The sequence below is a fragment of the Cetobacterium sp. ZWU0022 genome (assembly GCF_000800875.1).
In the GTDB taxonomy this organism is placed as follows: Bacteria; Fusobacteriota; Fusobacteriia; order Fusobacteriales; family Fusobacteriaceae; genus Cetobacterium_A.
In genome coordinates, this window is sequence record NZ_JRJZ01000089.1 from 53526 (window position 1) to 77860 (window position 24335).

19 protein-coding genes and 1 riboswitch are annotated in these 24335 nt (G+C 28.8%); of the genes, 8 read left to right on the forward strand and 11 right to left on the reverse strand.

The genetic code is table 11. The features are described 5' to 3' along the window. Positions 1 to 10 precede the first annotated feature (10 nt). The gene (locus L988_RS07925; protein WP_047383201.1) at positions 11 to 412 is read right to left on the reverse strand and encodes a tripartite tricarboxylate transporter TctB family protein; all 402 of its coding nucleotides are present in this window, start codon (positions 410 to 412) and stop codon (positions 11 to 13) included. Positions 413 to 420: 8 nt separating this feature from the next. Beyond that, positions 421 to 1449, reverse strand: a complete 1029-nt coding sequence (locus L988_RS07930; RefSeq protein WP_047383202.1) for a hypothetical protein — start codon at positions 1447 to 1449, stop codon at positions 421 to 423. A 198-nt stretch (positions 1450 to 1647) separates the two neighbouring features. Here L988_RS07930 and L988_RS07935 point away from each other — a divergent pair, with 198 nt between their 5' ends. Then, complete coding sequence (locus L988_RS07935) at positions 1648 to 2538, forward strand: LysR family transcriptional regulator (protein WP_047383204.1); 891 nt, start codon at positions 1648 to 1650, stop codon at positions 2536 to 2538. A gap of 43 nt (positions 2539 to 2581) precedes the next feature. On the opposite strand, the gene L988_RS07940 is transcribed toward L988_RS07935, so the two are convergent. Then, positions 2582 to 3091 carry a hypothetical protein gene (locus tag L988_RS07940; RefSeq protein WP_047383205.1) on the reverse strand — a complete coding sequence of 170 codons (510 nt, stop codon included), beginning with the start codon at positions 3089 to 3091 and terminating at the stop codon, positions 2582 to 2584. A 168-nt stretch (positions 3092 to 3259) separates the two neighbouring features. Here L988_RS07940 and L988_RS07945 point away from each other — a divergent pair, with 168 nt between their 5' ends. Both L988_RS07945 and L988_RS07950 read left to right on the forward strand, forming a co-directional pair. Then, positions 3260 to 4882, forward strand: coding sequence for a nitrite/sulfite reductase (locus L988_RS07945; RefSeq protein ID WP_047383207.1), 1623 nt, complete (start codon positions 3260 to 3262; stop codon positions 4880 to 4882). Positions 4883 to 5050: 168 nt separating this feature from the next. Continuing rightward, on the forward strand, positions 5051 to 6286 hold the full coding sequence (locus tag L988_RS07950) for a pyridoxal phosphate-dependent aminotransferase (protein WP_047383208.1): 1236 nt from the start codon (positions 5051 to 5053) through the stop codon (positions 6284 to 6286). Positions 6287 to 6323: 37 nt separating this feature from the next. Here L988_RS07950 and thrB read toward each other — a convergent pair whose 3' ends face one another. Then, positions 6324 to 7199 carry a homoserine kinase gene (gene thrB, locus L988_RS07955; RefSeq protein ID WP_047383210.1) on the reverse strand — a complete coding sequence of 292 codons (876 nt, stop codon included), beginning with the start codon at positions 7197 to 7199 and terminating at the stop codon, positions 6324 to 6326. Next, complete coding sequence (gene thrC, locus L988_RS07960) at positions 7196 to 8668, reverse strand: threonine synthase (protein ID WP_047383212.1); 1473 nt, start codon at positions 8666 to 8668, stop codon at positions 7196 to 7198. Before thrC ends, thrB begins: the two co-directional genes overlap by 4 nt. 105 nt (positions 8669 to 8773) lie before the next feature. On the opposite strand from thrC, the gene L988_RS07965 reads away from it, so the two are divergent. The 3 genes from L988_RS07965 to L988_RS07975 all read left to right on the forward strand — a co-directional run bounded on the left by L988_RS07965 (position 8774) and on the right by L988_RS07975 (position 12662). Further along, complete coding sequence (locus L988_RS07965; protein ID WP_047383214.1) at positions 8774 to 9949, forward strand: homoserine dehydrogenase; 1176 nt, start codon at positions 8774 to 8776, stop codon at positions 9947 to 9949. Between the two features lie 373 nt (positions 9950 to 10322). After that, complete coding sequence (locus L988_RS07970; protein ID WP_047383215.1) at positions 10323 to 11243, forward strand: branched-chain amino acid transaminase; 921 nt, start codon at positions 10323 to 10325, stop codon at positions 11241 to 11243. An 18-nt stretch (positions 11244 to 11261) separates the two neighbouring features. Further along, entirely contained in the window at positions 11262 to 12662 is a 1401-nt protein-coding gene (locus L988_RS07975) for a carbon starvation protein A (RefSeq protein WP_047383217.1), read from the forward strand. Positions 12663 to 12696: 34 nt separating this feature from the next. Here L988_RS07975 and L988_RS07980 read toward each other — a convergent pair whose 3' ends face one another. Then, on the reverse strand, positions 12697 to 13665 hold the full coding sequence (locus L988_RS07980; RefSeq protein WP_047383219.1) for a BMP family protein: 969 nt from the start codon (positions 13663 to 13665) through the stop codon (positions 12697 to 12699). Between the two features lie 70 nt (positions 13666 to 13735). Next, positions 13736 to 13833: riboswitch (purine riboswitch) on the reverse strand. A gap of 129 nt (positions 13834 to 13962) precedes the next feature. Between L988_RS07980 and L988_RS07985 the strand changes: the two genes are divergently transcribed. After that, positions 13963 to 15681, forward strand: coding sequence for a phosphoenolpyruvate carboxykinase (locus tag L988_RS07985; protein ID WP_047383220.1), 1719 nt, complete (start codon positions 13963 to 13965; stop codon positions 15679 to 15681). A 47-nt stretch (positions 15682 to 15728) separates the two neighbouring features. On the opposite strand, the gene L988_RS07990 is transcribed toward L988_RS07985, so the two are convergent. Next, the gene (locus L988_RS07990; RefSeq protein ID WP_197053389.1) at positions 15729 to 17084 is read right to left on the reverse strand and encodes a dicarboxylate/amino acid:cation symporter; all 1356 of its coding nucleotides are present in this window, start codon (positions 17082 to 17084) and stop codon (positions 15729 to 15731) included. 293 nt (positions 17085 to 17377) lie between these two features. Between L988_RS07990 and L988_RS07995 the strand changes: the two genes are divergently transcribed. Then, complete coding sequence (locus L988_RS07995) at positions 17378 to 18256, forward strand: mechanosensitive ion channel family protein (RefSeq protein ID WP_052191754.1); 879 nt, start codon at positions 17378 to 17380, stop codon at positions 18254 to 18256. A gap of 33 nt (positions 18257 to 18289) precedes the next feature. On the opposite strand, the gene L988_RS08000 is transcribed toward L988_RS07995, so the two are convergent. The 4 genes from L988_RS08000 to L988_RS08015 form a co-directional block, all read right to left on the reverse strand. Then, complete coding sequence (locus L988_RS08000; protein ID WP_231549764.1) at positions 18290 to 18988, reverse strand: murein L,D-transpeptidase catalytic domain family protein; 699 nt, start codon at positions 18986 to 18988, stop codon at positions 18290 to 18292. A 104-nt stretch (positions 18989 to 19092) separates the two neighbouring features. Continuing rightward, positions 19093 to 20031 carry a L,D-transpeptidase gene (locus L988_RS08005; RefSeq protein ID WP_047383223.1) on the reverse strand — a complete coding sequence of 313 codons (939 nt, stop codon included), beginning with the start codon at positions 20029 to 20031 and terminating at the stop codon, positions 19093 to 19095. 33 nt (positions 20032 to 20064) lie between these two features. Further along, positions 20065 to 23085 carry an efflux RND transporter permease subunit gene (locus L988_RS08010; RefSeq protein ID WP_047383225.1) on the reverse strand — a complete coding sequence of 1007 codons (3021 nt, stop codon included), beginning with the start codon at positions 23083 to 23085 and terminating at the stop codon, positions 20065 to 20067. 9 nt (positions 23086 to 23094) lie between these two features. Next, entirely contained in the window at positions 23095 to 24159 is a 1065-nt protein-coding gene (locus L988_RS08015) for an efflux RND transporter periplasmic adaptor subunit (protein WP_047383227.1), read from the reverse strand. Positions 24160 to 24335: the final 176 nt, after the last annotated feature.

Here is a 24335-nt window from a genome sequence, read left to right on the forward strand (position 1 = left end):
TCTCTCCTTTTTAAGGTAATGTAATTTGAAATACGTATCCAAACAGGAACCAAATACTAACTGAAAATACAGACGATATAATAATTGAATTATATATAGATTTTTTACCACTCTTTATCCCTGCAAAAATAATATTGAACATTGTTATAAAAACTATACTCGATATCAAGAATCCAAATATTACCATACTTTTTATATACAGAATAAACAATAGTAATGTCCCAAAAAGTTTAATTTTGTCGAAGTTTTCTTCGAAAAATCTATATTCTTTTAAATTTAATATTTTTACATTATCTTTTCTACAAGCTATTATTTTTTGAATAACCATAATTGCAATCAAAAATACCAGTATTCCAAATATAATCGGCGGAAAAATTAAGTGTGAAGTTGATGGTACATAATTTATTCTCATATCTACTCCTATTTTCTAACTAACTCATCTAATGATGGTGAAGTTTCAATTAATTTTTTTATATCTTCTCTTTTTTCTGTTATAAATTCTGCTGCAGCTTTAGAGTCTAAGAAAGCAGAACGGTAGTCCATTCTTTGTAATCCTGCATTATACTCTGGTGATACAGAAATTTTTTCAACAGCTAAATCCAACTCTTTTAAAAGCTCTTCTGAAACTCCTTTAGGCATATAGATTAAGAAATCTTTAGAGAATCTAAACTCTTCACCACTTAAAGTAATTCCTAAATCTTTATATGATTTTACATCTACTCCATCTATATTATCTAATAAACCAACAAATTTCATCGCAATTTTCATATCATCTGTTTCAGAGTAATCTTTTAAAGAAGTATAGTCTGCGAAAATTATATCACAGTTGTTATCCCATAAAAGTTGAGCTTTGTCAGCTGTTGATCCACCAATAACAACTACAATTCTATTTGCTACATCTTGCCCATAATTTTGAAGAACCCAGTCATAATATGTGATAAATCCAATTTGCGATACTCCCCCAGCTTCGCAAGCCATTCTTATTATTTCAGATGGATTTTCTTGTAAATATTTTGGAATATCAACCAATGTTTCATACGGTGCATTTTTTTTAGCTGCCCAAACTGCCCCTGGATTTTGAGCTACTCTTGGTCCTATTGTCATATTCTTTAAATCATACTCTTTATCGTATGCTCCAAAGTCTACTCCTAAATAAGTCATATCATGGAAAATCATAATTGTGTTCCCATCTGGCTTAGTACTTTGCATTGTCGCCAAAGCTTCTGCTGCTCCAACTGCATCAACCTTTATTTTAGCTTCTAAAGCTTTTTCTAAATTTCTCGAAGTCATATCTGCAATCAAATATGAATCTCCCGATGTTGAAGTAGATCCAATGACCGCTCGTATATTTTTTCCTTTAAAGGTATTTGTATTTTCAGTTTTTCCACATCCTATTACCGTTCCAGCTAAAACCAACCCCAAAACACATCTTTTTATCTTTCTTATCATTTTTCCAAACCTCCCATTTCATTAACGATCTTTTCATTTCGATTACAAACATTATTTTCAATGCCAATTATATATTTTTTTGTCTATTAAGTAAAATTCTATTTTTTAAGATATCTCTTATTTTTTCTTATTCTCTCTTGATTTTAAAAAAAATAAGTTCTATAATATTTTAAAGTATTTTGTTTCGGAGGTATATTTATGGATTTAAAACAAATAGAATATATAATTGAAATTATAAATGAAAAGAACATTACTCATGCTGCTAAAAAGCTCTTTATATCTCAATCAGCGTTGAATCAACAACTATTAAAATTAGAGAACGAACTTGGAACGAAACTTTTTTATAGAAATAGACCCAATTGGGAGCTTACTCCTGTTGGAAAAATTTATCTCGAACACGCCAATAAAATTCTCAACATAAAAAAAGATGCTTATAATAAAATTTATGATTGTATTGAAAATAAAAAACGAGAATTAGTTGTAGGACTAAGTCCTGGAAGAGGCATTGAACTTTTTACATCTATTTTTAAAAAATTCCAAGAGCTCCATCCAAATATCTCAATAATTCCTGTAGAATTACCTGTTTATCAGCAGCAAAAAAAAATATCTACTAGCGAAATAGATATCGGCTTTATGACTCTCTCTAAAGACCAACGAACCGAAGATGAGCATGTCGTAATATATTCTGAAGAGATGGTATTAATTACCTCTAAACTTCATCCGTTCAACAATAAAAATTCCAATCAAAATATCGATTTAAAAGATTTCGAAGATGAACCTTTCGTCTTTATGAATCAAGAGTCTACCAATAGAAATCTTATTAATGAAATCTTACTTAAGGCTGATGTAAATCCGAAAGTTCTCTTTGAAACTACCTACACCAGCAGTATTGTACAGGCTGTTGAATCATCTTTATGCTGCGGAATTGTACCTTTATATTATGCTAAAAAAAATTCTGAAACACTTTCCTTTTTCCATCTGAAAGGAAATCCTACCTGGGACGTCGTTATTAGCTATAAAAAAGGAAGATATTTAACAAAAGCTTCAAAAAGTTTTATTGAACTTACTAAAAAATATTTCTTAGAATAATTCTAAAACAAAAAAAGCCCTAAAGGGCTTTTTTATTTTAAATTTATTTTTTAAAATCAGCTTTTTTATAATCAAAAGCTTTTAATGTATTTCTAAGTTCTCCATTTACACTATTTGCATGGAATGTTGATCCCGCTAAAGAATCCACTGGTAATTCTTCGGCAGCTTTTCCTAAATATTTATTTATCCATTCTTGATCGTGAACATTCTGATGTTTGTCATTTGCATCTGGTAAATAAAAACCTAGTAACTTTCCTTCTGGAGATATAACTGTTATTAATGCCTCATGCTTATTATAAGATTTTACATGTGTTAATCCAGTATAAGCTACAACTTTTCCATCTTTTTCTATCGTCGCAAAATTATAATATCCCAAATTAGGTGCCTCGTATACATCTCCTAAATTATCAAAAGTTACCCCCGATTTCTTTATAGCTTCTTCAATTTGTGGTTTGTATCCCTCTATCGAATATTTTCCTAAATCTTCTGATTTCGCTTTATAAGCAAAAGCTAATTGTGATAAACAAAAAATCATTAATAATACTTTTTTCATTTTACCCTCCCGTTTTTAGTTAATGTTGTACTATTATAACATATTAAAACTTATTTTGTATAGTTTTTAGAGTTAATTTTTTGTAAAAAACAAATTCTTTTGTTGAATTATTATTCAAAAAGTTGTAAAATACTAAAAAAGAATATGTTCTAATAAAGGAGTTTTATTATGGAAAGAATTAAAAGTAAACTGCACGAAATTGAAAAAGAGTATCTCGAACTTGAAACAGGAATCACAGACTACTCAAACAACATCATCAAATCCCCTGATTTAAAAAAGAAAGGATCTAAATTTGGGATTTATGAACAAAAAGGTAAAAAAATGATGCTTAGATTGAAAGCTGTTGGAGGCGAACTTTCAAAGGAGAATTTTAAAAATTTAGTTGATATTATGTATAGTGAAAATATACCTTACTTACATCTTTCTACTAGACAAAACTATCAACTTCACGAAGTTGAATTCGATAAAGTAAAATCAACAATTAACCTTTGTAATGAAAAAGAGATGTACTTTAGAGGTGGAGGTGGAAATACTTTCAGAAGTATTTTAGTTTCTACATACACTGGTGTAGATAAAAAAAGTAATTTCGATGTTGCTCCCTATGCAAAAATGATTGAAAATGAAGTTTTCCTGATGGATAAAGCTTTTGATTTTGGAAGAAAATTAAAAATTGGTTTCTCTAATAACACTGAAGATGAATTTGTTATGGCTGTCCAAGATATGGGATTTGTAGCTAAAGAGATCAATGGAAAAAAAGGATTTAAAGTTTTTGCTGGTGGTGGAATGGGAAGAGGTAGTAAAATTGGACATATTTTACTTGAATTCTTACCTGAAGAAGATTTATTAAAAGCTGTTAAAGCTATGATTGAACTTTTCCATGACCGTGGAGACAGAGTTAATAGAATGCAAGCTAGACTTAGATTCCTTGTTGAAAAAGTTGGTATTGAAGGATTTAGAAAAATATTCCTAGAATATTTTAACAAGGAAAAAATAGAAAATGGTCATATTGAAGCTGTAAATTATACAAATTATATCTTAAATTTAAATAAATTCGATCTAACTAATTCTAGTGATAATTTTAACCAATGGAAAGATATCTGTACGAAAGAAACTAAATTTAAAGATATTGTATCTCTTGTTCTTTATGTAAAAAATGGAGATTTAACAAAAGAACATTCTAAAAAGTTAGTTACTCTTTTAGAGAAAATTAACGCTCCTTTAATAAGAGCAACGATCAATCAAAATTTAGTTGTTCCATTAGTTCACAAATCTGCACTTCCTTATATATATGAGTTTCTAAATACTGAGATTCCAGAAATAGTTACTGAATCATTCTCTATTAGAGGACAAATTAGAGCATGTGTTGGAGCTAAAATATGTATGATTGGTGTTCAAGACTCTGTTGCTGTTGCTGATGCTATTGGTATTGAATTAGATTCTTTAGCAACTAAATATCCTCAGTATAAAAGAATTATATTTAAAGAGGCTAAAAATATAAGAATTTCAGGATGCCCTAGTTCTTGTGCTGGTATTCCTGTTGCTCCTTTAGGTTTTATAGGTTTAAAAAAGAAAATTAATGATGTTTTAACAGATTGTATGCAAGTCTATATGGGAGGAATTTTAACTGAATCTGTTCAATCTTTAGCTTTTGAAATCCCTAACCTTATAATTCCTATAGATGAAGTTCCTCTTCTTGTTAAAAGATTATTTGAAGATTATCTAGAGATGCTACAGGTTTATGATATAACTTTTGCTCAATATATGTATGAAAGAAGATTAGAAGAGTTTTAATTTAAATGAAAATAATAAGGAAGATTTTTTCTTCCTTTTTTATTTTTACTTTTTAAAAATATTTTTTTATTTATTTTTTTATTAGAAAAAATATTCTATTTTTTCTTGACTTATTTAATTTTTTCATTTAAAATTAACTTGAAAAATAAAATTTATGAGGTGATTTTTATGTTGGCAGAACACTCTAAAACTAAAAAAGTATTTGATAATGGATTCCAAATCGCAAAAAATGCTGATTTAGCATCTAAAAAATATGGTCAAAAAAATGTTATAAATGGAACTTTAGGAATATTTTACAACGATAACGAAGAGATGCATACATTAGATATTGTTAATAAAGAATATAAAAATCTTTCAGATAAAGAGCTTTTTAACTATTCTTCAAGTATAAGTGGTGAAGAAAGATTTATCGAAGCTGTTAAACAATATGTTTTAGGAAAAAACTATTCAAATAATCTAGATAATAATTTTTTAGAAGTTATTGCAACTCCTGGAGGAAGTGGTGCTATATATAACACATTTAGAAACTATATAAATCCTGGTGAAGTTGTCTTACTTCCAAATTATATGTGGAGTTCTTATAAACTTATGAGTAAAGAGGTTGGTGGAGGATTCCAAACCTATTCTTTATTTAATAGCAAAGGAAAATTCGATCTTATAAATTTCAAAAATTCTGTAATTGAATTAGCTAAAATTCAAAAAAATTTAGTGATTATTCTTAATAATCCTTGTCATAATCCAACTGGATACACTATGTCAACTCATGAAGTTAAAGAGGTTATGCAAATTCTGAGAGAAGCTTGCTCTCTTTGTAATATTATATTAATAAATGACATTGCTTATATGGACTTCAATAATAAGGTTAATAACTTTAAAGATTTTTATCAAGATTTGCCTAGTAATCTACTAGTTATGATAACTTTCAGCATGTCTAAATCATTTTGCTGTTATGGACTTAGAGTTGGAGCACAAATAGCAATCTCTTCATCTGCTGAAACTATAAACAACTTCCTAGATGCTAGTATTTACACTTGTAGAAGTGTTTGGTCTAATATCCCAAAAGGTGGTATGACTTTATTTAGCAATATCGTTCTTGATAAGAAAAAATATAAACAACTTCTTTTAGAACAAACTTATATGAAAAATATGTTAAAAGATAGAACTGATATTTTCCTTGGTGAGGCTGCGGCTGCAAATCTTAAAACTTTACCATATAAAAGTGGATTTTTCATAACAATCCCTTTTGACAATATTAGCGATGAAAAAATGGCAGATAAACTAAAGGATGAAAATATTTTTACTATTATTATTCCTGGTGCTATTAGACTTGCTATTTGTAGTATACCTAAATATAAAATCTATGGTTTGGCTCAAAAAATAAAAAATGTTATATCACAAATTTAAAAACTATCCCCCATCAATCTATGGATGGGGGATTTTTTTACATCTGAACAGCTCCTTTAAAATCTATCTCTAAACTCTTAACTCTCCAATTATTTTTTAAATTTTTCAAATCATAGTCAATCTCTTTATCAAAATTAGTGTCTTTACTAATATTTATAACTGTCGATCCAGATCCACTTATAAAAAAACCTATATTCTTACTTTTTTCACAGATATCTTTCACCTTGTCAAATTCATAAATTAAAAGTTTTCGATATTTTTCATGTAGATTATCCACTAATGATCTTTTTATTAACTCTTGGTCTCCTTTTTCAAAAGCTTTTAATAAAACTGCAACTCTTGAGATATTAAAAATTGCATCTTTATATGGCACTGTCTCAGGAAGTATCTCTCTAGACTCTTTTGTAGAAACTTGAAAATCTGGGATTATTGCATAAAAATAGATATCTTTATGGATATCATAATTAACTGTATACGGCTTATTCTTTTCCATAAAAGATGCTGTTAATCCACCATATATTGCAGGAGCTACATTATCTGGATGACCTTCTAAGTTTGTACATATCTCAAATATCTCCTCTTGTAACAAATCTCCTCCTAGCAAAATATTCGCTCCCATAACTCCTCCGACTATGCAGGCCGCGCTACTTCCTAATCCTCTAGAAACAGGAATATCACTTTTAATTTCAATCTCTAATCCATCTATGCTTACCCCTAATTTTTCTGATGTGTATTTGAATGCTCTATAAACTAAATTTTCTTCATTCTGAAATTCCTTTTCACAACCCATTATTTTAATTCCACTCTCTATTTTTCTAAAACTGAAATATGAATACAACTGGAATGCCATTCCTAAAGAGTCAAATCCAGGACCTATATTAGCTGTTGTTGCAGGAACTTTTATCGTTATCATAACATCATCTCCTCTATATATCTTTTTATATCCTCTTTTTCTATAACTACATTATGAATAATTTTTCTTTCTTTTAAATCTTTTAAATTTTTGGGGATTTCAACTCCTGTCTTTTCATTGAGAAGTTCCATCACTCTAAAATCATCTTCTTCTATCTCTCCAAATATGGCTTTATATACATCACGACTAAATTTGTATGGACTTGCCGTCGATAATACAATCACTTTTTCCCTTGAGTTTAATTTAGCGAAATCTTCAGCTCCTTTAAAAGCCACAGCTGTATGAGGGTCTAAAATATAAGAAAATTTATCGTATACTCTTTTTATCACTTCTAAAGTTGTTTTATCATCAGAATAACTAGGAGTAAATATATTATCCATCTTTATTTTTAAACTTTCTAATATTTCATATTTTCCCGTTTTATTTAATAAATCCATTAAATAATTTATATATTCCGAATCTTCTTCACTTAAATGATATAAAACTCTTTCTAAATTACTCGATATTAAAATATCCATAGATGGTGTGTTCGTTTTTTTTAACTCTCTATTCCTATCATAAACTCCTGTTTTTAGAAAATTATAAAGAACATTGTTTTCATTCGAAGCACAAATTAATTTATTTATAGGCAATCCCATCTGCTTTGCATAGTATCCTGCTAATATATTTCCAAAATTTCCTGTAGGAACAGAGAAATTTATTTCTTCATCAAACTTTATCTCTCCGCTCTCAATCAATTTCATATATGAATAAAAATAATATACTATTTGTGGTATAAGTCGCCCTATATTTATTGAATTAGCTGAAGAGAGCTCTATATTTTTATTCTTTAATTTTTCTTTTAAATTTTTATCATTAAACACACTTTTGACTGCACTTTGTGCATCATCAAAATTACCATTTATTCCAACCACAAATACATTGTCTCCCTCTTGTGATAACATTTGTTTTTCTTGAATTTTACTTACTCCATATTTAGGATAAAAAACTATAACTTGAATCTGATTTATATTTTTAAATGCTTCTAAAGCTGCCTTTCCTGTATCTCCAGATGTCGCTGTTAAAATCAATATTTTACTTTTTTCTTTTGACTTCTCTATCGCACTTTTTAAAAGATAAGGAAGTATTGAAAGTGCTATATCCTTAAATGCAGATGTCGGTCCATGAAAAAGTTCTAATACATAGGTATTATTGTCTATTTTTTTTAAAAAAGTAATCTCTTCTGCCGAAAACTTTTTATTATATGCTTGCTCTATAAATTTTTCTAATTCATCATTTTTATAATCATCTAAAAAAGTTTCTATGACTACTTTGGCAATTTGTTTGAAAGTTTTATTTTTTATAACGGATAAATTTATTTTTTGAATATCTTGTTTTACAAAAAGACCACCGTCAATTGATATTCCAGTTTTTATAACTTCTGAAGATTTATAATTTTTTTTCTCTCCTCTCGTACTAATATATCCCATTTTTTCACCCTCCAAAAAATTATTGATTTTAATTATCAAATATGATATCATGTCTTCAAATTAAAAACAAGTGTTTTTATTATAAGGACACAACAGGAGGAATTTATGAAAATAGCTTTATTAGGTTTTGGTACAGTCGGTAGTGGTGTTTATGAAATTATCAACAGTAATTCTACATCTTTTTTGATTCCCATAAATATAAAAAAGATTCTAGTTAAAAATATTAGTGATTATTTTTTTGATATTATGACTACTGATATAGACGAGATAATAAATGACCCTGAAATCGAGTTAGTTGTAGAAGCAATCGGTGGAATAAATCCTGCCTACGAATATATAACTAAATCTCTAAAAAATAAAAAACATGTTGTTACCTCAAATAAATCAGTTGTAGCTCTATATCTTGATGAGTTTTTAGAGTTAGCTAAAAAAAATAATGTTCAATTTAAATTTGAGGCTAGTGTTTGTGGTGGTATTCCTTGGATTAAGTCTTTATATGAAACAAAAAAAATCGACAATATCTATAAAGTATCTGGAATTTTTAATGGAACAACTAATTTTATTTTAGACAATATGAAAAATAAAGAAACTGACTTTCTAGAAACTTTAAAGATCGCTCAAAATTTAGGTTATGCTGAAAGTGATCCCTCTGCTGATATAGATGGAATTGATATTTTAAGAAAACTTCAAATAACTTTAAATATCGCCTTCAATTCTAATATTTATCCTGAAGATATCGATATATTTGGAATAAGAAATATCTCAAAAACAGATATAGAATATTTCAGAAAAATTAATTCTACCATCAAACTAATTGCAACAGGCAAAAGACATGATAATCTTTTTTATGCTAATATTGAACCAGTTGCATTTAAAAATGAAAAAATGGAAGCAATTATTCCTAATAACTTCAATTTAGGAAGTATCTTTGGAGATACTATTGGAGAACTAAAATTTTATGGTCAAGGTGCTGGAAAACTGCCTACAGGAAATGCTGTTGTTAGAGATATTCTAGATATTTTATTTAAAAAAAATTATCTTTTAACAGAAATAAATAAAAAAAATTGTCTAAAAAAAGATTCATCTTTAAGTAAAGGAAAATATTATATTCGTATTCAAAACGAAGAATTTAAATTAAAATATTCACAAATTATAGCTGAATCTTTTCAATTTAATAATGAGAATATTTTTATCACACAGACTATTGAATCTAACTACATAAATTTAATTTCAAAAGAATATTCTAATGATAATCTTTTTTATGTAAAAATTGAAAATTAAAAAAGAAGTATAAATATTATTTACGAAAATATCCATTAACCAACCCTTGTTAAAAAAATAACTTTTTTATGAAAAATAAAAAATATTTTTTATTTTTTTATTGACTTTTGTATAAAAATAGTTTATTATCTGTCTTAATAAAAAGACAAAAGGAGGAAATTTATGAACACTAAATTAAAATTCGGATTTTTACTAGCTCTGATAATTATAATATTAAGCTCTTCGGTTTGAATTTAGTTGAAATTTTTCTCTAAACTATTCAAGCCTTATTTTAGTACAAATTTAAGGCTTGAGCAATCAGAGTAATTTTATGGCTTGAGTCTAAATAGATTCAAGCCTTTTTTATTTAATAAAATTTCGGGAGGAGATAATTATGATAAACACAGGAAAAATTTGGTTCAATGGAGAATTTAAAGAACATGATGATGCCAAGGTACACGTTTTATCTCATGTTTTACACTATGGTTCAGGATGTTTCGAAGGAATTCGATTATATCAATTAAAAGATGGAAAAACAGCTATTTTTAGATTGCAAGAGCATATTGATAGACTTTATGATTCTTGTAAAATTTATAGAATGGAGGTTCCTTATACAAAAGAGGAATTTCTAAAAGCTGTTGTAGATACGATTAAAATAAATAATTTAAAAAGTGGATATATTAGACCACTCGTTTTCAGAGGATACAATCAGCTTGGTGTTAATCCTGCTGTTTGCCCAGTAGAAACAATTATTGCGGCTTGGGAATGGGGAGCTTATCTCGGTGAAGATGGACTACAAAATGGAATCAAAGTTTGCGTTTCGTCATGGAGAAGACCTGCTCCTAATACTCTTCCAGCTCTAGCTAAAGCTTCTGGAAACTATTTAAGTTCACAACTTATAAAAATGGAAGCCTTAGAAAATGGTTTTGAAGAGGGATTAGCTTTAGATTATCTTGGAAATATCAGTGAAGGTAGTGGAGAGAATATATTTCTCGTAAAAAATGGAGAACTTTTGACACCGCCTGTCGCTTCATCATCTCTTGCTGGGATTACAAGAGATGTCGTTGTAAAACTTGCTACAGATTTAGGATTGGTTGTTAAGTATGAAACTCTACCTAGAGAATTTCTATATCTAGCAGATGAAATCTTTTTAACTGGAACAGCTGCTGAAATAACTCCTGTAAGTAGTGTTGATAACATTAAAGTTGGTAATGGTAGCAGAGGTAAAATAACAAAATTGATTCAAGAGGAATTCTTCAAACTAGTTGGTGGTGAAAATGAAAAATATAAAAGTTGGTTAACAACTATCGAATAGAATATAAAGGAGGATATTATGAGAAGCTATTTTATGGGAGTTATTGTTTTAATTATCGCATATTACACTTATGGTAAATATTTAGAAAAGAACTTTGGAGTTGATGATAGAGATACTCCAGCTATCTCAAAAAAGGATGGCGTTGACTTTGTCCCTATGAACTGGTTCAAAAGTCTTCTTGTACAATTTTTAAATATCGCTGGATTAGGACCTATCACAGGTGCAGTAGCTGGAGCTATGTGGGGAAGTTCATCTTTTCTTTGGATAGTTTTTGGAACTATTTTTGCTGGAGCTGTCCACGACTACTATACTGGAATGATTTCAATGAGAAATAATGGTCAAAATATGCAAGAACTAATTGGAAAATATCTTGGAAATGCTGCAAAAACTTTTACAAAATACTTCTTAGTTATTCTTTTAGTTATTGTTGGAGTGGCTTTTATCACAGGACCAGCTGAAATACTACAATCTTTCACTGGAGTTAATAAAACATTTTGGCTAGGTCTAATCGTCACTTATTATATCGTAGCTACTCTATTGCCAATTGATAAAATCATCGGAAGAGTTTATCCTTTATTTGGCGGAGCACTTGTTTTAATGATGTTTTTATTAATTGGAGCAATGTTAATAAAAGGAGTTAATATTCCTGAAATAAGTCTATCTAATCTACATCCTAAAAATTTACCTATTTTTCCTTATATGTTTGTTGTTATCTCTTGCGGTGCCATTTCTGGTTTTCATTCAACTCAATCAGTTCTGGTTGCAAGATGCTTAAAGAGTGAAAAAGATGGTCGAAAATCTTTTATGGCTGCAATGTATTTAGAAGGATTTGTAGCCTTAACTTGGGCTGCAATCTCATTAGGTTTCTTTAATGGTGTTGATGGACTAGCTTCTAGTGGGGGAGGAATGGTAGCTGTAAGTAAAATGATTACTGGTCTTTTAGGTAGATATGGATTAATTTTTACTCTATTCGGATTAATAGCTCTACCTATTACAACAGGTGATACTGCATTCAGAAGTGCTCGAATAACTATTGCTGAGGTTTTGAATTACAATCAAAGCTCTTTAAAAAATAGACTTCTTATTGCTCTTCCTTTATTTATTCTAGCTGGATTTCTATCTCAATTTGGTTTTAACACTCTTTGGAGATATGTTGCTTCTACAAATCAATTATTAGCTACTCTTGGACTTTGGACTTGTACATTTTACTTCATAGAGAAAAAAAGAAACTATTGGGTTGCTGGTATTCCAGCTTCATTCATGACAGCTATGATTAGTTGTTACTTCCTAGTAGCACCCGAAGGATTTAAACTAACAAATATGAGTTTAGTTTATACTTTTAGTACTATGATTTTCTTCATATCTTTAATTTTGATTGGATTAGAAGGAGTAAAAGAAAGTAAAAAAGCTACTGTATAAAAATAAATGGTAGGGGAAATATCTCCCCTACCATTTATTTTATAATAATCTCTTTTGACTTTATTTTCTCAACAATTATCTGTAAATTCTCTATTTTATCAGTTCCAATTATATCTTTTGTATTTCTAAAATCTGTTGTCCCTACTCCGCCTTCTGCCAATCCGTAATAGAAATCTCCACCTTTAAATTCATTATTTAATATTGATTGAACTGTATTATATACTGCTATATCTACGTTCTTCATCATAGATGTTAATACTGTTCCTTTTATAAAATCATCTTGATCTGAGTCTACTCCAATCGCATAGATACCATTATCTTTCGCAGCTTCTAAAACTCCTAGTCCACTTCCACCAGCAGCGTGATATAAAACATCAGCTCCTTGCTTTATGTGCATAGTTGCCATCTCATTTGCTTTCAATGGATCACTAAAAGCTGATGTTCCACCTATATAAGCACTCAGTACTTTTATTTCAGGATTAATGTACCTAGCACCTTGCTCATATCCATCTTTAAATTTGTTGATTAGAGGCATATCAATTCCTCCTACAAAACCAACAACTCCAGTTTTACTCATCATTGCTGCTAAAGCTCCCATTAAGAATGATCCTTCATTTTCCCTAAATAACAGATTCTTTACATTTTCTTCACTTGTACTATTATCTATCATTGCAAATTTCAACTCTGGATAATCTCTCGCAACATTTTCTATTGCATCTTTCATTGGGAATCCTACTCCAATTATAAAGTCATAACCTGCATCAGCATATTCTCTCAAAAAATCCTCGTCCTCTAATGAAGTTTTTGGTTCAACGTATTTAAAATCTATTCCTAAATCTTTTTTAGCCATTTCTAATCCTCTATATGCAGAATCATTAAATGATTTATCTCCTAATCCACCTGTTGATAAAACTAATCCAATTTTTAAATTAGCAAAACTCTCTAAATTTTTTCCTAAAAATATTGTAATAATTATTACAAAAACTCTAAAAAAACTTCTCATAAAAATAAAAACCTCCAATTTTAATTAAACCCATGCTTCACACGAGCTTAAATTAAAATTGAAAGTTTTACAATTTCAAAATTAAGCCCATAGTAAGTTATTTTCGGTAACTTGTAGAAACGTTTCACCATATTAGAAACATATACAGGATTTGTATTAATTATATATTAAATTTATACTTTTGTATAGTTTTTATTTTCACTTCTTCAAAAAAAGAAAATAAATTTTTATTTTTTCTTGACTTGTTGACTTTTTTTTCATAAAATCTAGTTAGCAAATATATTTTAGGAGGATTTTATGAAACAAGAAATTTTTATAGGTAGAAATAGTGCAATTTTAAATTTTTCAACAAAGTATTGTGATACATCTGAAAACTTACTTTCAAGTTCATCTTTTAAAAAAGTTCTTTCAAAATATATCCACTCAATTGAAAGTAAAAATACCTCTGTTTTCCAATTTTTAAAATCTAATTGCAGCGAAGATATATCTGGAACTATGATTAGACTTTTTAAACTTTTAATCGTCTTAGAAAAAAATGAGGTTTCAAAACTTGATCCTACCCTTACATCTCTTTTAAATAAAGAATCTCTTCTTTTTGAATTTATTGAGGGGCTTTATTCTTATTGGAGAAAATATGAAAGATATGCTATTATCCGTAATAAAACTACTAGTTTAGGTCTTCAAAACATCAATTTTATAGACTCTATGAATAGTTTTACAAACTTAATATTAAAAACATATCGGCTTGTTGAAGAAAATATTCTGGGTGAACACCACAGAGTTTACAGACAATTACATGCTGGTGTTAATGCTGGACTTATTTTAAACGATATCTCTTGGAAATGTCCTAAGGAATATTCTTTTTTAGAAAAAATTCCATTTGTTGAATCTATTGTTTTACAACCACCATTTATTACATACCCAGGTAAAAATACTCGAAAAGGAATTTTTTGTGAAAATAAAGAAAATCCTATTGAAAATCTAACTCTTAATTTAGAAAATTGGATATGTTTCCCTGCCAAAGTTGGAGAACTTTTAGCATTTGTATATTTTGATATCAACTTTATGGCCCAAGGAGTTACTTTATGCAACCTCTTTGAATTGGCTAAAAAAGAGGAATATATCGATAAGAAACCCGATATCATTTATATGTATGGTGTAAAAGATTTCCATTCAGAAATGAGAACAGAGTTTTATAAAGATTCTCAAAACGATGTCATGGTAGGGTATGTTAATTTCAACGAAGGAATCGATTACTTTGGATATATGAAAAAAATGATTTTAACTCTACATAACTTAAAAATGATTGATTCAGGTTACCTTCCAATTCATGGAGCTATGGTTAATCTTCTATTTAAAAACGGTTTGGAGAAAAATGTTATCATTATGGGAGATAGCGGTGCCGGAAAATCTGAAAGTCTAGAGGCATTCAGAAAACTTAGTGAGAATTATGTTAAAGATATGAAAATCATTTTTGATGATATGGGTGTTTTAAAATTAGATAATAACTCTCTTACTGCATCTGGAACAGAAATTGGAGCTTTCGTTAGACTTGATGATTTAGATATTGGCTATCCATATAAAGAGATTGATAGAAGTATATTCATGAATCCTGATAAAATAAATTCACGTATAATTATCCCAATATCAACTCATGCGGATATAACAAAAAAATATCCTGTAGACATGTTCTTATACGCAAATAACTATGAAGAGGGAGAAGAGTTAGAGTTCTTTGAAAATTCAATAGTTGCAAAACCTACATTCATAAACGGAGCTCGTAATGCCAAGGGAACAACTAGTGAAATCGGTTTAGTTACATCATATTTTGCTAATCCATTTGGACCTGTTCAGAGAAAAGATGATACAGACATTCTTATAGATAAATATTTTGATAAAATGTTTGATGATAAAACATTAGTTGGACAAATAAGAACTGGGCTAGGAATAGAGGGGCTTGAGAAACTTGGACCTGAAAAAGCTGCAAAAAAATTATTTGAATTCTTAATAAAATAATATATTTAAAACATATGGGAGTTAGAAATCTAACTCCCATATCTCATCTATTTTACAGTTTCTAATTGCTCATTCTCTAAGTTATATCTCTCTAAATCTAACTTGCCTTCACTTTTAGAAACATATACTGCAACTGCGCTATCTCCAACAACATTTAAAGCTGTTAATAGCATTTCTAAAGGTCTATTAATTCCTAAAATTATTGCATAAGCTGATACAGCTACTTCATTGCTATATCCCATTCCTGTTAAAATTGTAAATAGTATTATAGCTCCACTTCCTGGTGCTGCTGGAGTTCCAATTGATGCCAGTAAAGCTAATATAGAGATTGTAACTAAATTGAATACTGTAATCTCATATCCTGCTACTCCTGCTATAAACAGCGTTGCTATAACTTGCATAATTGCTGTTCCATTCATATTTACAGTCATTCCCATCGGAAGTACAAATGATGTTGTAACCTCATCTACACCTAACTTTTCAATAGTAGCTTTTGTATTCAATGGAAGTGATGCTGCTGATGACGAAGTTGAAAATGCAAACATTGCCACATTCGATATCTTTTTCATAAAGTGAATTGGATTTAATCCTGTTGAAATCCAAACAATAAAGGAATATCCAAAAACTAAGAATGTTAACAGTGTAATTGCTGTCAAAACAAAGTAGATACTTGCTATTTTTAAATATCCTATTCCATAGATAGCAAATGTTCTAACCAATAAAGAAAAAATAGCTATCGGTGCAAACTTATTTATAACAAAAGTTAAAAATATTTGTGACATCTTATTTAATTCAATTACACCTTTTTTTATAATAGAATCTTCTTCATTCATTTTATTTAAAATAATCCCTGCAGATATTCCCAAAAATACAGCTACAAGAACGTTTCCATTATTTGATAATCCAGCTAATATGTTTTGTGGTATAGCTTTTATTAAAATCATAAGTGGATTTGAAGATGTCGCTCCTCCTGATACACTTACATTTTGAATTGATGCTGAAAATAGTTTAGCTTTATAAGCCATCATTCCAATTATTGAAGCATACACTAAAGCCAAAACTGAACTCAATCCAAATCCTAAAAATGTTTTATATGATATTCTTTTTAAACTTTTCGAATCTTGAATATTTGTAACAGCTATTATTATTGATGTAAATACCATTGGAATTATTACCAACTGTAATGCATTTATAAATAGTTGTCCTATTATATAAAATATTCCTAAAGCTTTTGCACCTTCTGCTCTTGTTATATCTTGGAATAAAATTGAATTTATTATATTCCAAGTTTCAACTCTTCCACTCTGAACTAAATTTTCTCTCAGAAATAAAAATCCAATACCTAATGTTACTCCTAATACTAAGGCAAAAAATATTTTTTTTGTTAAATTGTTTTTCTTCACGACGATCACTCCCATTTTTTAAAAAAAATAGGAATAGTAACTACAAAATGTAGTCACCACTCCTATTTATAATGTATAATATTTAAAAGAAAGAAATATAAAATTAAAAAATAAAAACGTTGATATTAACTGTCTTTTCTTTTTCAACCTTATCTTAACCACTATTTCTTCCTCCTTTAAACAATTGTTTAGTTTTTAAACTTTTGTTATTGTATCACATTATTTGACTCTTCGCAACCGTTTTTATTTTAAAAGAATTTTATTTATAAAAAAATACTACTTGAGGTGATTTTATGGAACAACATTATGAAGGTTTTTTATTACAGGTTTTGAAAACTTTTACTAGTGAAGAGTTTTTAATCAATTTAACAAATAGTTTAATTATTTTTGTTTTTAGATTCTCACTAGCTTTAATTTTCTTTTTAATAGGTAGAAAGATTTTTAAAAAATCTCTTTCTAAATATTATACAACTAATGCATTTAAATCTATAGATTCCTCTTTCAGAACTTTTTTATCATCAATAATCGATACCGGATCTATTATTATATTACTTATAATTTCATTACTTATTATAGGTTTTCAACAAAGTTCTTTAATCGCTTTTTTAGGAAGTATTGGAATTGGAGTCGGTTTAGCTTTGAAAGATAATCTATCTAATTTTGTTGGTGGATTAATTATTCTTATATTTAAAACATATTCTGTTGATGATGAAGTTGAAATTATTGGAAATTACGGACTTATATCCTCTATAGATGTTTTTTCTACAACCATAACAACCTTCAGTGGGGATATTGTTAGTATTCCTAATGGTAATGTTATAACTAATCAAGTTATAAACTATTCTAAAACTCCAAATCGAAGAATGAAAATTATTGTTTCTGTGGCATATGAAAGTAACATCGATTTAGTTTTTGAAGTTTTAAATAATCTAATAAAAGATAATAAAAACATTCTAAAAAATCCTGCTCCATTTATCAATATTGAAAAATATAATAATAGCTCTATCGACATTGCATTAAAAGTTTGGACTAAAAACCAAACCTATTGGGATACATATTTCGATATTTTAAAAAAATTAAAACCTGCATTAGATGAAGTTAACATCTCTATTCCATTTCCACAAATGGATCTTCATATTAAAGATCAAAATTTTTATAAAAAAGAAAGCTGAGATAGTCTCAGCTTTTTTAACATCATTATATTTTTATACGTAGCTACTTCTCTCTAAATAATTAGTATCATTTCCATAAGCAAATATAACAGAACCATTTTTTATCATATCAATAGTTTTCTTTGATATATCTCTAGGTAACGCCGGACATCCCAAACTTCTTCCAAGCCTTCCCTGAGATTTTGCTATTTTAGGATTTGCATAATCCGCACCATGAATAACAATATATCTCTCTTTTGCTTTGTCGTTTATTCCTTTTTCTAGTCCATTTAAAACTAGTGAATATCCATTTCCACCCATATAAGTATTTTCAGTTAAGAAAAATCCTAATGAACTTTTATTTGAACTCACTTTGTTCGAAAAAGATGTTGCTATATTTCCACCACTATTTTTTCCATGTGATACATGAGAATTCACTAATATCTTCTTCTGTTCCATATCAATTACAAAGAATCTTTTCTCTGTTGATGGCTTTGAGTAATCTATTATAGTTAGAAGATTTTTTCTTCTTCTTTCAATTTTATTGTAACCATTTAAAGCTGTTTTAAATACATTATAATCCAATTTACCAGCTAATCCAATCTCTTGATATAGTTTTTTTTCTGTATCCTCTTTAGATACCTGTAATACCTTTGCCTCTGTCTTTGTAGGATTCTTTAATGTAAAACCAAAAGATGTTGTTGATATTGAACCTAAAATAAGAGCTAACATTAAATACTTTTTCCCTAACACAAAAACCTCCATTTACTACTTTATTCCTAATAAAACCCATTATATTTTAACATTTTACACAAAAAAAGTCAAGAATACTCAATTCTTGACCTTTTTCAATATATTTATTCAATTACTATTACTAAACCTTTATTTATCTCTGCCCATGAATATATATATTTCGCATGTGATGTAGCATTTCTAACACACATATGTGAACGAGGAGTTGTCCCTAATGTTTGAGAATACTCTATCATCTCTGTTCTTGGCAAGTTTACTGGAACTCCATGAATATATCCCCCTCCAGAAAATCTACTCGCATAAGGAGCATATCCCTCTATCTCTGTTTGACTGCCATCTTTTAAATAATCCATTTTTAATTTTTTACTTTGTATAACAAATACACCTAATGGCGTTGGAAGCTGATGAGGTGGATTATCAAGTCCAGTTGATGCTGGATTCATACTTCTTACTTTCCAAACATCTCCAACTTTTTCCAAAGTTGTAATATTTTGATTTTTTCTATCTACCACTACAACTTTTGAAAAACTTTTAGCTTCAATCTCTTTTACATATCTAGCAGGGATTAGCCATTCACCATCTATATTTTCAACAACAACTTTATAGTATTCTAAGTCTCTTGAAATTATTGATACAAGTGATCCATCTGGTGCATATCTTTCTGGTCTATCCATTTCTCCTGCAATATATAGTGGAATTCCTTGGTTTCTTCTGTGTCCATAGATATCTTTTACTGTAGGTCTTGCACCATTAGAATATTTCTCCATCGCTATCTGCTTTGCCACAGGTGGTAATCCATTTACATTTTTATAATTTTTTAAACTTCCAAATCTAACATTATGACTTTGAAAACTATCTAGCCTATCTAAATGAGCTGAAATCTTTTCCCACTGAAAACTTCTTGTTGCTTTTCCATATTTATAAGAATCTGTTAACGTATATTTCTTATATACCAATTCTTTTTCAATTATTGCAGCTTCAGAAACTACATAAGTCACAAATGATAAAAGTCCTAAAAGTAGATATTTTAGTTTTCTTTTCATAAGATACTCCTCTAACATTTTTTATATTCTATGTTAGATATACTTCGAAATTTTCTTTTTTCCTACTTCATATAGATAAAATAGTATAGGAATTACAATCAATGTCAGAAGTGTCGAGAATACTAATCCGAAGATTACCGCTATCGCCATTCCTTTATACATCTCACTTCCTTGTCCAAGTCCTAACGAAAGTGGAATCATTCCAAATACTGTTGTCATTGTTGTCATAAATATTGGTCTTAATCTCGTTTTACCAGCTTCTAATATAGCTTCGTTTAAAGGATATTCTCTCTCTATTAGAATCTTTATGTAATCTATTAAAACTATCGCATTGTTTACAACTATTCCAGCAAGCATTATTATTCCAACAAAAACCATCGTATTTGTTTTCTGTCCTGTTAATAACAATCCACTATAAACTCCTATTATAGAAAGTGGTACAGTTCCCATAACTATTGCGGGAAGTATATAAGATTCAAATTGTGCTGCCAATATAAAGTAAACTAAGAACATCGCAACCATAAATGCAAACTTCAATTGCTCATTTACTTCAACTAAGTTTCTTCCACTTCCACCAAATGAGTATGAAATTGTTCTAGGTAAGCCTGCCTCCTCTAAAATCTCTCTTATATATTTTTGCCCTGTTACTAAATCTAATCCATTTGCTGTATTGGCATCGATTGTAACCATAGTAATCTTATCCTCTTTTTCTATTCCGTAAGCTCCCTCTCCGATTTCAAGCTTTGCAATATCTTTTAATTTTACTACTCCGCCATTCTGAGATTTTATTCTCATCTCTTGAAGTTTTTCAGGAGAGTTTCTAAACTCCTCTGCAAGTCTTAAACTTACATCCACCTCTTCGTTTCCAGTTTTTATTTTTATTGGTGCTCCACCTAATATCTGGTAACTAACTGATAAAGTTAAATCATTAACTTTTACGCCATAATACTCCATTTTTTTTCTATCAAGTAAAATTCTAACTTCAGGATTTCCATTTACCATAGAGTTATTTATATCTGTAAATCCTGAGTTTTGGCTTAACTTTTCTGTTATCATTCTAGAAACATAACTCAATTGATTTAAATCATCTGATTTTAAGATCAGAGATATATCTCTTCCTGTTCCTCTTCCAAAAGCCATTCTCGGTACTAAATTTAATTTCACATCAGGTATATGAGAAACTTTTTTTCTTGTTTCTCCCATAATTTCTTGAACTTTTTTACTTCTTTCACTTTTAGGTCCTATATCTACAATTACTGATACTGCTTCACTTGATACTGACGATATAAACTTTTGTGTTTGAGGGTCCTTACTTACAATCTCTTCCAACTCTTTTGCTACTCTATTTGACTTTTCAACATCCATCCCACTTGGAAGTTCAGCTATTATCGTATAAATTCCATCATCTGTTGTAGGCATAAACTCTCCACCTATATTCTTAGATCCATAACCTACTATACCAACAAATAATAATACCATTCCTAACAAAACTAATGATTTAAACTTTAAAGATACTCTTAAAATATTTTCATAGTGACCTTTTATGTACTTTAAAACTTTTCCCTCTTCATGAACTGTTGCTTTTGATTTTAATATTCTACTAGAAATCATAGGAACAAATGTTATAGCTATTATCAATGAAGCTAACAATGAGAATGTTATTGAGTAAGCCATATCTTTATATATCTCTTTTGCTCTTCCTTCTCTAATTACAATTGGAATAAAAACAGCTATTGTTGTAGCTGTTGAAGCTATAATTGGAATAACAACCTCTGTTGCTCCATTTTCAGCAGCTTCCATTCTATCTTGCCCTAACTCTGTTAAATGTCTAAATATATTATCTAATACTACAATTGAATTATCAACTAACATTCCAACTCCCAATGATAATCCCATTAAAGATATAATATTTAGAGTCATTCCTTTTGCTCCAAAGAAACCAAATGTTGCAATTATTGATACTGGAATAGCTACCGTTACTACAAGAGTTGCTCTCCAATCTCTTAAAAATATAAATAAAATTATTCCAGCTAAAACTAATCCTGTTATTGCATTATTCTTAACTGTATTTATTGATCTTGTTATATCTACTGCTGAATCTCTATTTACAGTAAATGAAGCTCCTTTTGGCAATAAAGGCTCCATTTTTATAAGTTCCTCTTTTGCTATTTTCGAAATTTCAACTGTATTTCCGACATCACTTTTTTCTATATTTATTATAATATTTTCAATTCCATCTGTTCTTCCATAACTACTTCTATCTTTAATTCCTAACTTAACATCCGCTACATCTGTTAAATATAACGTTTCTCCATTAGCATTATTAAGAACAATATCTTGAATGTCCTCTAATGTTTTTGCTTCACCTGAAACTTTTACAAGATACTCTTTATCTCCCTCTCTTATATAACCTGATGGGAAGTTTAAACTTGCACTTTTTAAAGTGCTATATAAATCTGTTACACTTAAATTATATGCCTCTAATCTTTCTGGATCTATATTTATACTTATCTCTTTTTCTAATCCACCAAAAATACTTACAGTTCCTACTCCCTCTATTCTTTCTAGTCTTGGAATAACAACATTATCCGCAAAACTTTTAAGATTTATTAGATCATCTCCTCTAAGTCCAATAAGCATTACTCTATCACCAGAAGATGAAGTTTTTCTTATTACAGGTTCATCAATATCATCTGGTAAACTATTTCTTATTCTACTTACAGCTGTAACTAAATCATTAACTTTATTGTCTATAATAACTCCGTATTCAAACTCTATTGTCAATGCTGATTTACCCATTGTTGATTTTGTTGAAATTCTTTTTATTCCCTCAACACTTGTTAATCCTTTTTCTATCTCTTTTGTTACCAATTTCTCCATGTCATCTGGAGATGCTCCTTTCCAACTTACTCTTATAGCTGCCATAGGCATGTTATAATTAGGCATAAGTTGTGTTTTTAAATTAACTAAAGTCAATATTCCTAAAATAACCATTGATATTATTATCATCATAGTAACTACAGGACGCTTTATTGAAAATTGTGATATGTTCATCTGTGCCTCCTAGTTTAAAATATTTACTTTATCTCTATCTTCTAATAAAAATTGTCCATCTATTACTAGCTTCATACTCGAATAAAGTTCATCACTTAAAATTTCTTGTCTATCTCCATTTGAATATCCTCTATCAACTTTTATTCTTTTAGCTTCGCCATCTTCAACAATGAAAATATACGAATACAACTCTTTTATAACTATCGCATTTTTAGGAACTAAATATCCGTTTTTTACTCCAGTTTGAACTAAAACTTTTGAATACATTCCTTTTTTTATATGTCCTTCTGGATTATCAATTTCAACTTTTATCTGATATTTTTTATTATCTTTATTTGCCACAGGATTTATTTCATAAACATTTCCAAAATAATTATTTTCTACACCTTCTAAATCTACTTCAGCTTTATTCCCTACTGACAGTTCATTTATTTCATGCACAGATACCCCTGTTTTTACTAAAATTTTGCTGTTATCTACTACAGTAACTACATCCGTATTCGCAGGAATTTTTTCATATAGTTTTAAATTTAAATCTGTTACAACTCCTGTAAACTTTGCTTTTACAATTAAATCTTCATAATCTTTTTTAGCTGATAGATATGTTGCTTCTGAATTTTTTAAATTACTTTCTGCTGTTAAATGATTTGATCTTTTTACTAAATATTCATCTTCTGATATTAGTTGTTTATCAAATAGTTGTCTAAACTTTATATAATTTTTTTCTTTTATTTCAAAGTCCGCTTTATTTGCCATGTACGTTGCTTGAGCTCTTAAATATGCTGATTGAACCTCTTGGTCTTCTAAAATTAATATTATTTGTCCTTTTTGTACTCTATCTCCATTTTTAAAATTTATCTTCTTTACTGTTCCTCCAGTTTTAGTAACTGTTTTTATTTCATTTAAAGGTTCTGTAACCCCACTTGATATATTTAATCTAACAATATTTTCTGGAATAATCTCAGATATCTTTATATTTTTTCCAGCACTTTCTCTTGTTTTAGGTTTTGCATTATTGCTACCGCATGACAGTAATAATAATGTCGTTGATACTATCAGTAATTTTTTTATCACTTTTTTTCCTCCAACTATTTTCATTTTGTATATAAAAATATTTTAACATACATAATATATATTTTATACTTTTTTAATTTTCTTTTACATCTAACTAAATAAGTGATGATCTGTATGTTTCAAATGCTACATAGTAATTTAATACTGCTGAGTTATAATCTACAGCTGCTTGTCTA

Excerpts from the sequence above, each read along its gene's own strand:
- L988_RS07925 (WP_047383201.1), bottom strand. The coding sequence starts at position 412 with ATGAGAATAAATTATGTACCATCAACTTCACACTTAATTTTTCCGCCG.
- L988_RS07930 (WP_047383202.1), bottom strand. The coding sequence starts at position 1,449 with ATGATAAGAAAGATAAAAAGATGTGTTTTGGGGTTGGTTTTAGCTGGA.
- L988_RS07935 (WP_047383204.1), top strand. The coding sequence starts at position 1,648 with ATGGATTTAAAACAAATAGAATATATAATTGAAATTATAAATGAAAAG.
- L988_RS07940 (WP_047383205.1), bottom strand. The coding sequence starts at position 3,091 with ATGAAAAAAGTATTATTAATGATTTTTTGTTTATCACAATTAGCTTTT.
- L988_RS07945 (WP_047383207.1), top strand. The coding sequence starts at position 3,260 with ATGGAAAGAATTAAAAGTAAACTGCACGAAATTGAAAAAGAGTATCTC.
- L988_RS07950 (WP_047383208.1), top strand. The coding sequence starts at position 5,051 with ATGTTGGCAGAACACTCTAAAACTAAAAAAGTATTTGATAATGGATTC.
- thrB (WP_047383210.1), bottom strand. The coding sequence starts at position 7,199 with ATGATAACGATAAAAGTTCCTGCAACAACAGCTAATATAGGTCCTGGA.
- thrC (WP_047383212.1), bottom strand. The coding sequence starts at position 8,668 with ATGGGATATATTAGTACGAGAGGAGAGAAAAAAAATTATAAATCTTCA.
- L988_RS07965 (WP_047383214.1), top strand. The coding sequence starts at position 8,774 with ATGAAAATAGCTTTATTAGGTTTTGGTACAGTCGGTAGTGGTGTTTAT.
- L988_RS07970 (WP_047383215.1), top strand. The coding sequence starts at position 10,323 with ATGATAAACACAGGAAAAATTTGGTTCAATGGAGAATTTAAAGAACAT.
- L988_RS07975 (WP_047383217.1), top strand. The coding sequence starts at position 11,262 with ATGAGAAGCTATTTTATGGGAGTTATTGTTTTAATTATCGCATATTAC.
- L988_RS07980 (WP_047383219.1), bottom strand. The coding sequence starts at position 13,665 with ATGAGAAGTTTTTTTAGAGTTTTTGTAATAATTATTACAATATTTTTA.
- L988_RS07985 (WP_047383220.1), top strand. The coding sequence starts at position 13,963 with ATGAAACAAGAAATTTTTATAGGTAGAAATAGTGCAATTTTAAATTTT.
- L988_RS07995 (WP_052191754.1), top strand. The coding sequence starts at position 17,378 with ATGGAACAACATTATGAAGGTTTTTTATTACAGGTTTTGAAAACTTTT.
- L988_RS08005 (WP_047383223.1), bottom strand. The coding sequence starts at position 20,031 with ATGAAAAGAAAACTAAAATATCTACTTTTAGGACTTTTATCATTTGTG.
- L988_RS08010 (WP_047383225.1), bottom strand. The coding sequence starts at position 23,085 with ATGAACATATCACAATTTTCAATAAAGCGTCCTGTAGTTACTATGATG.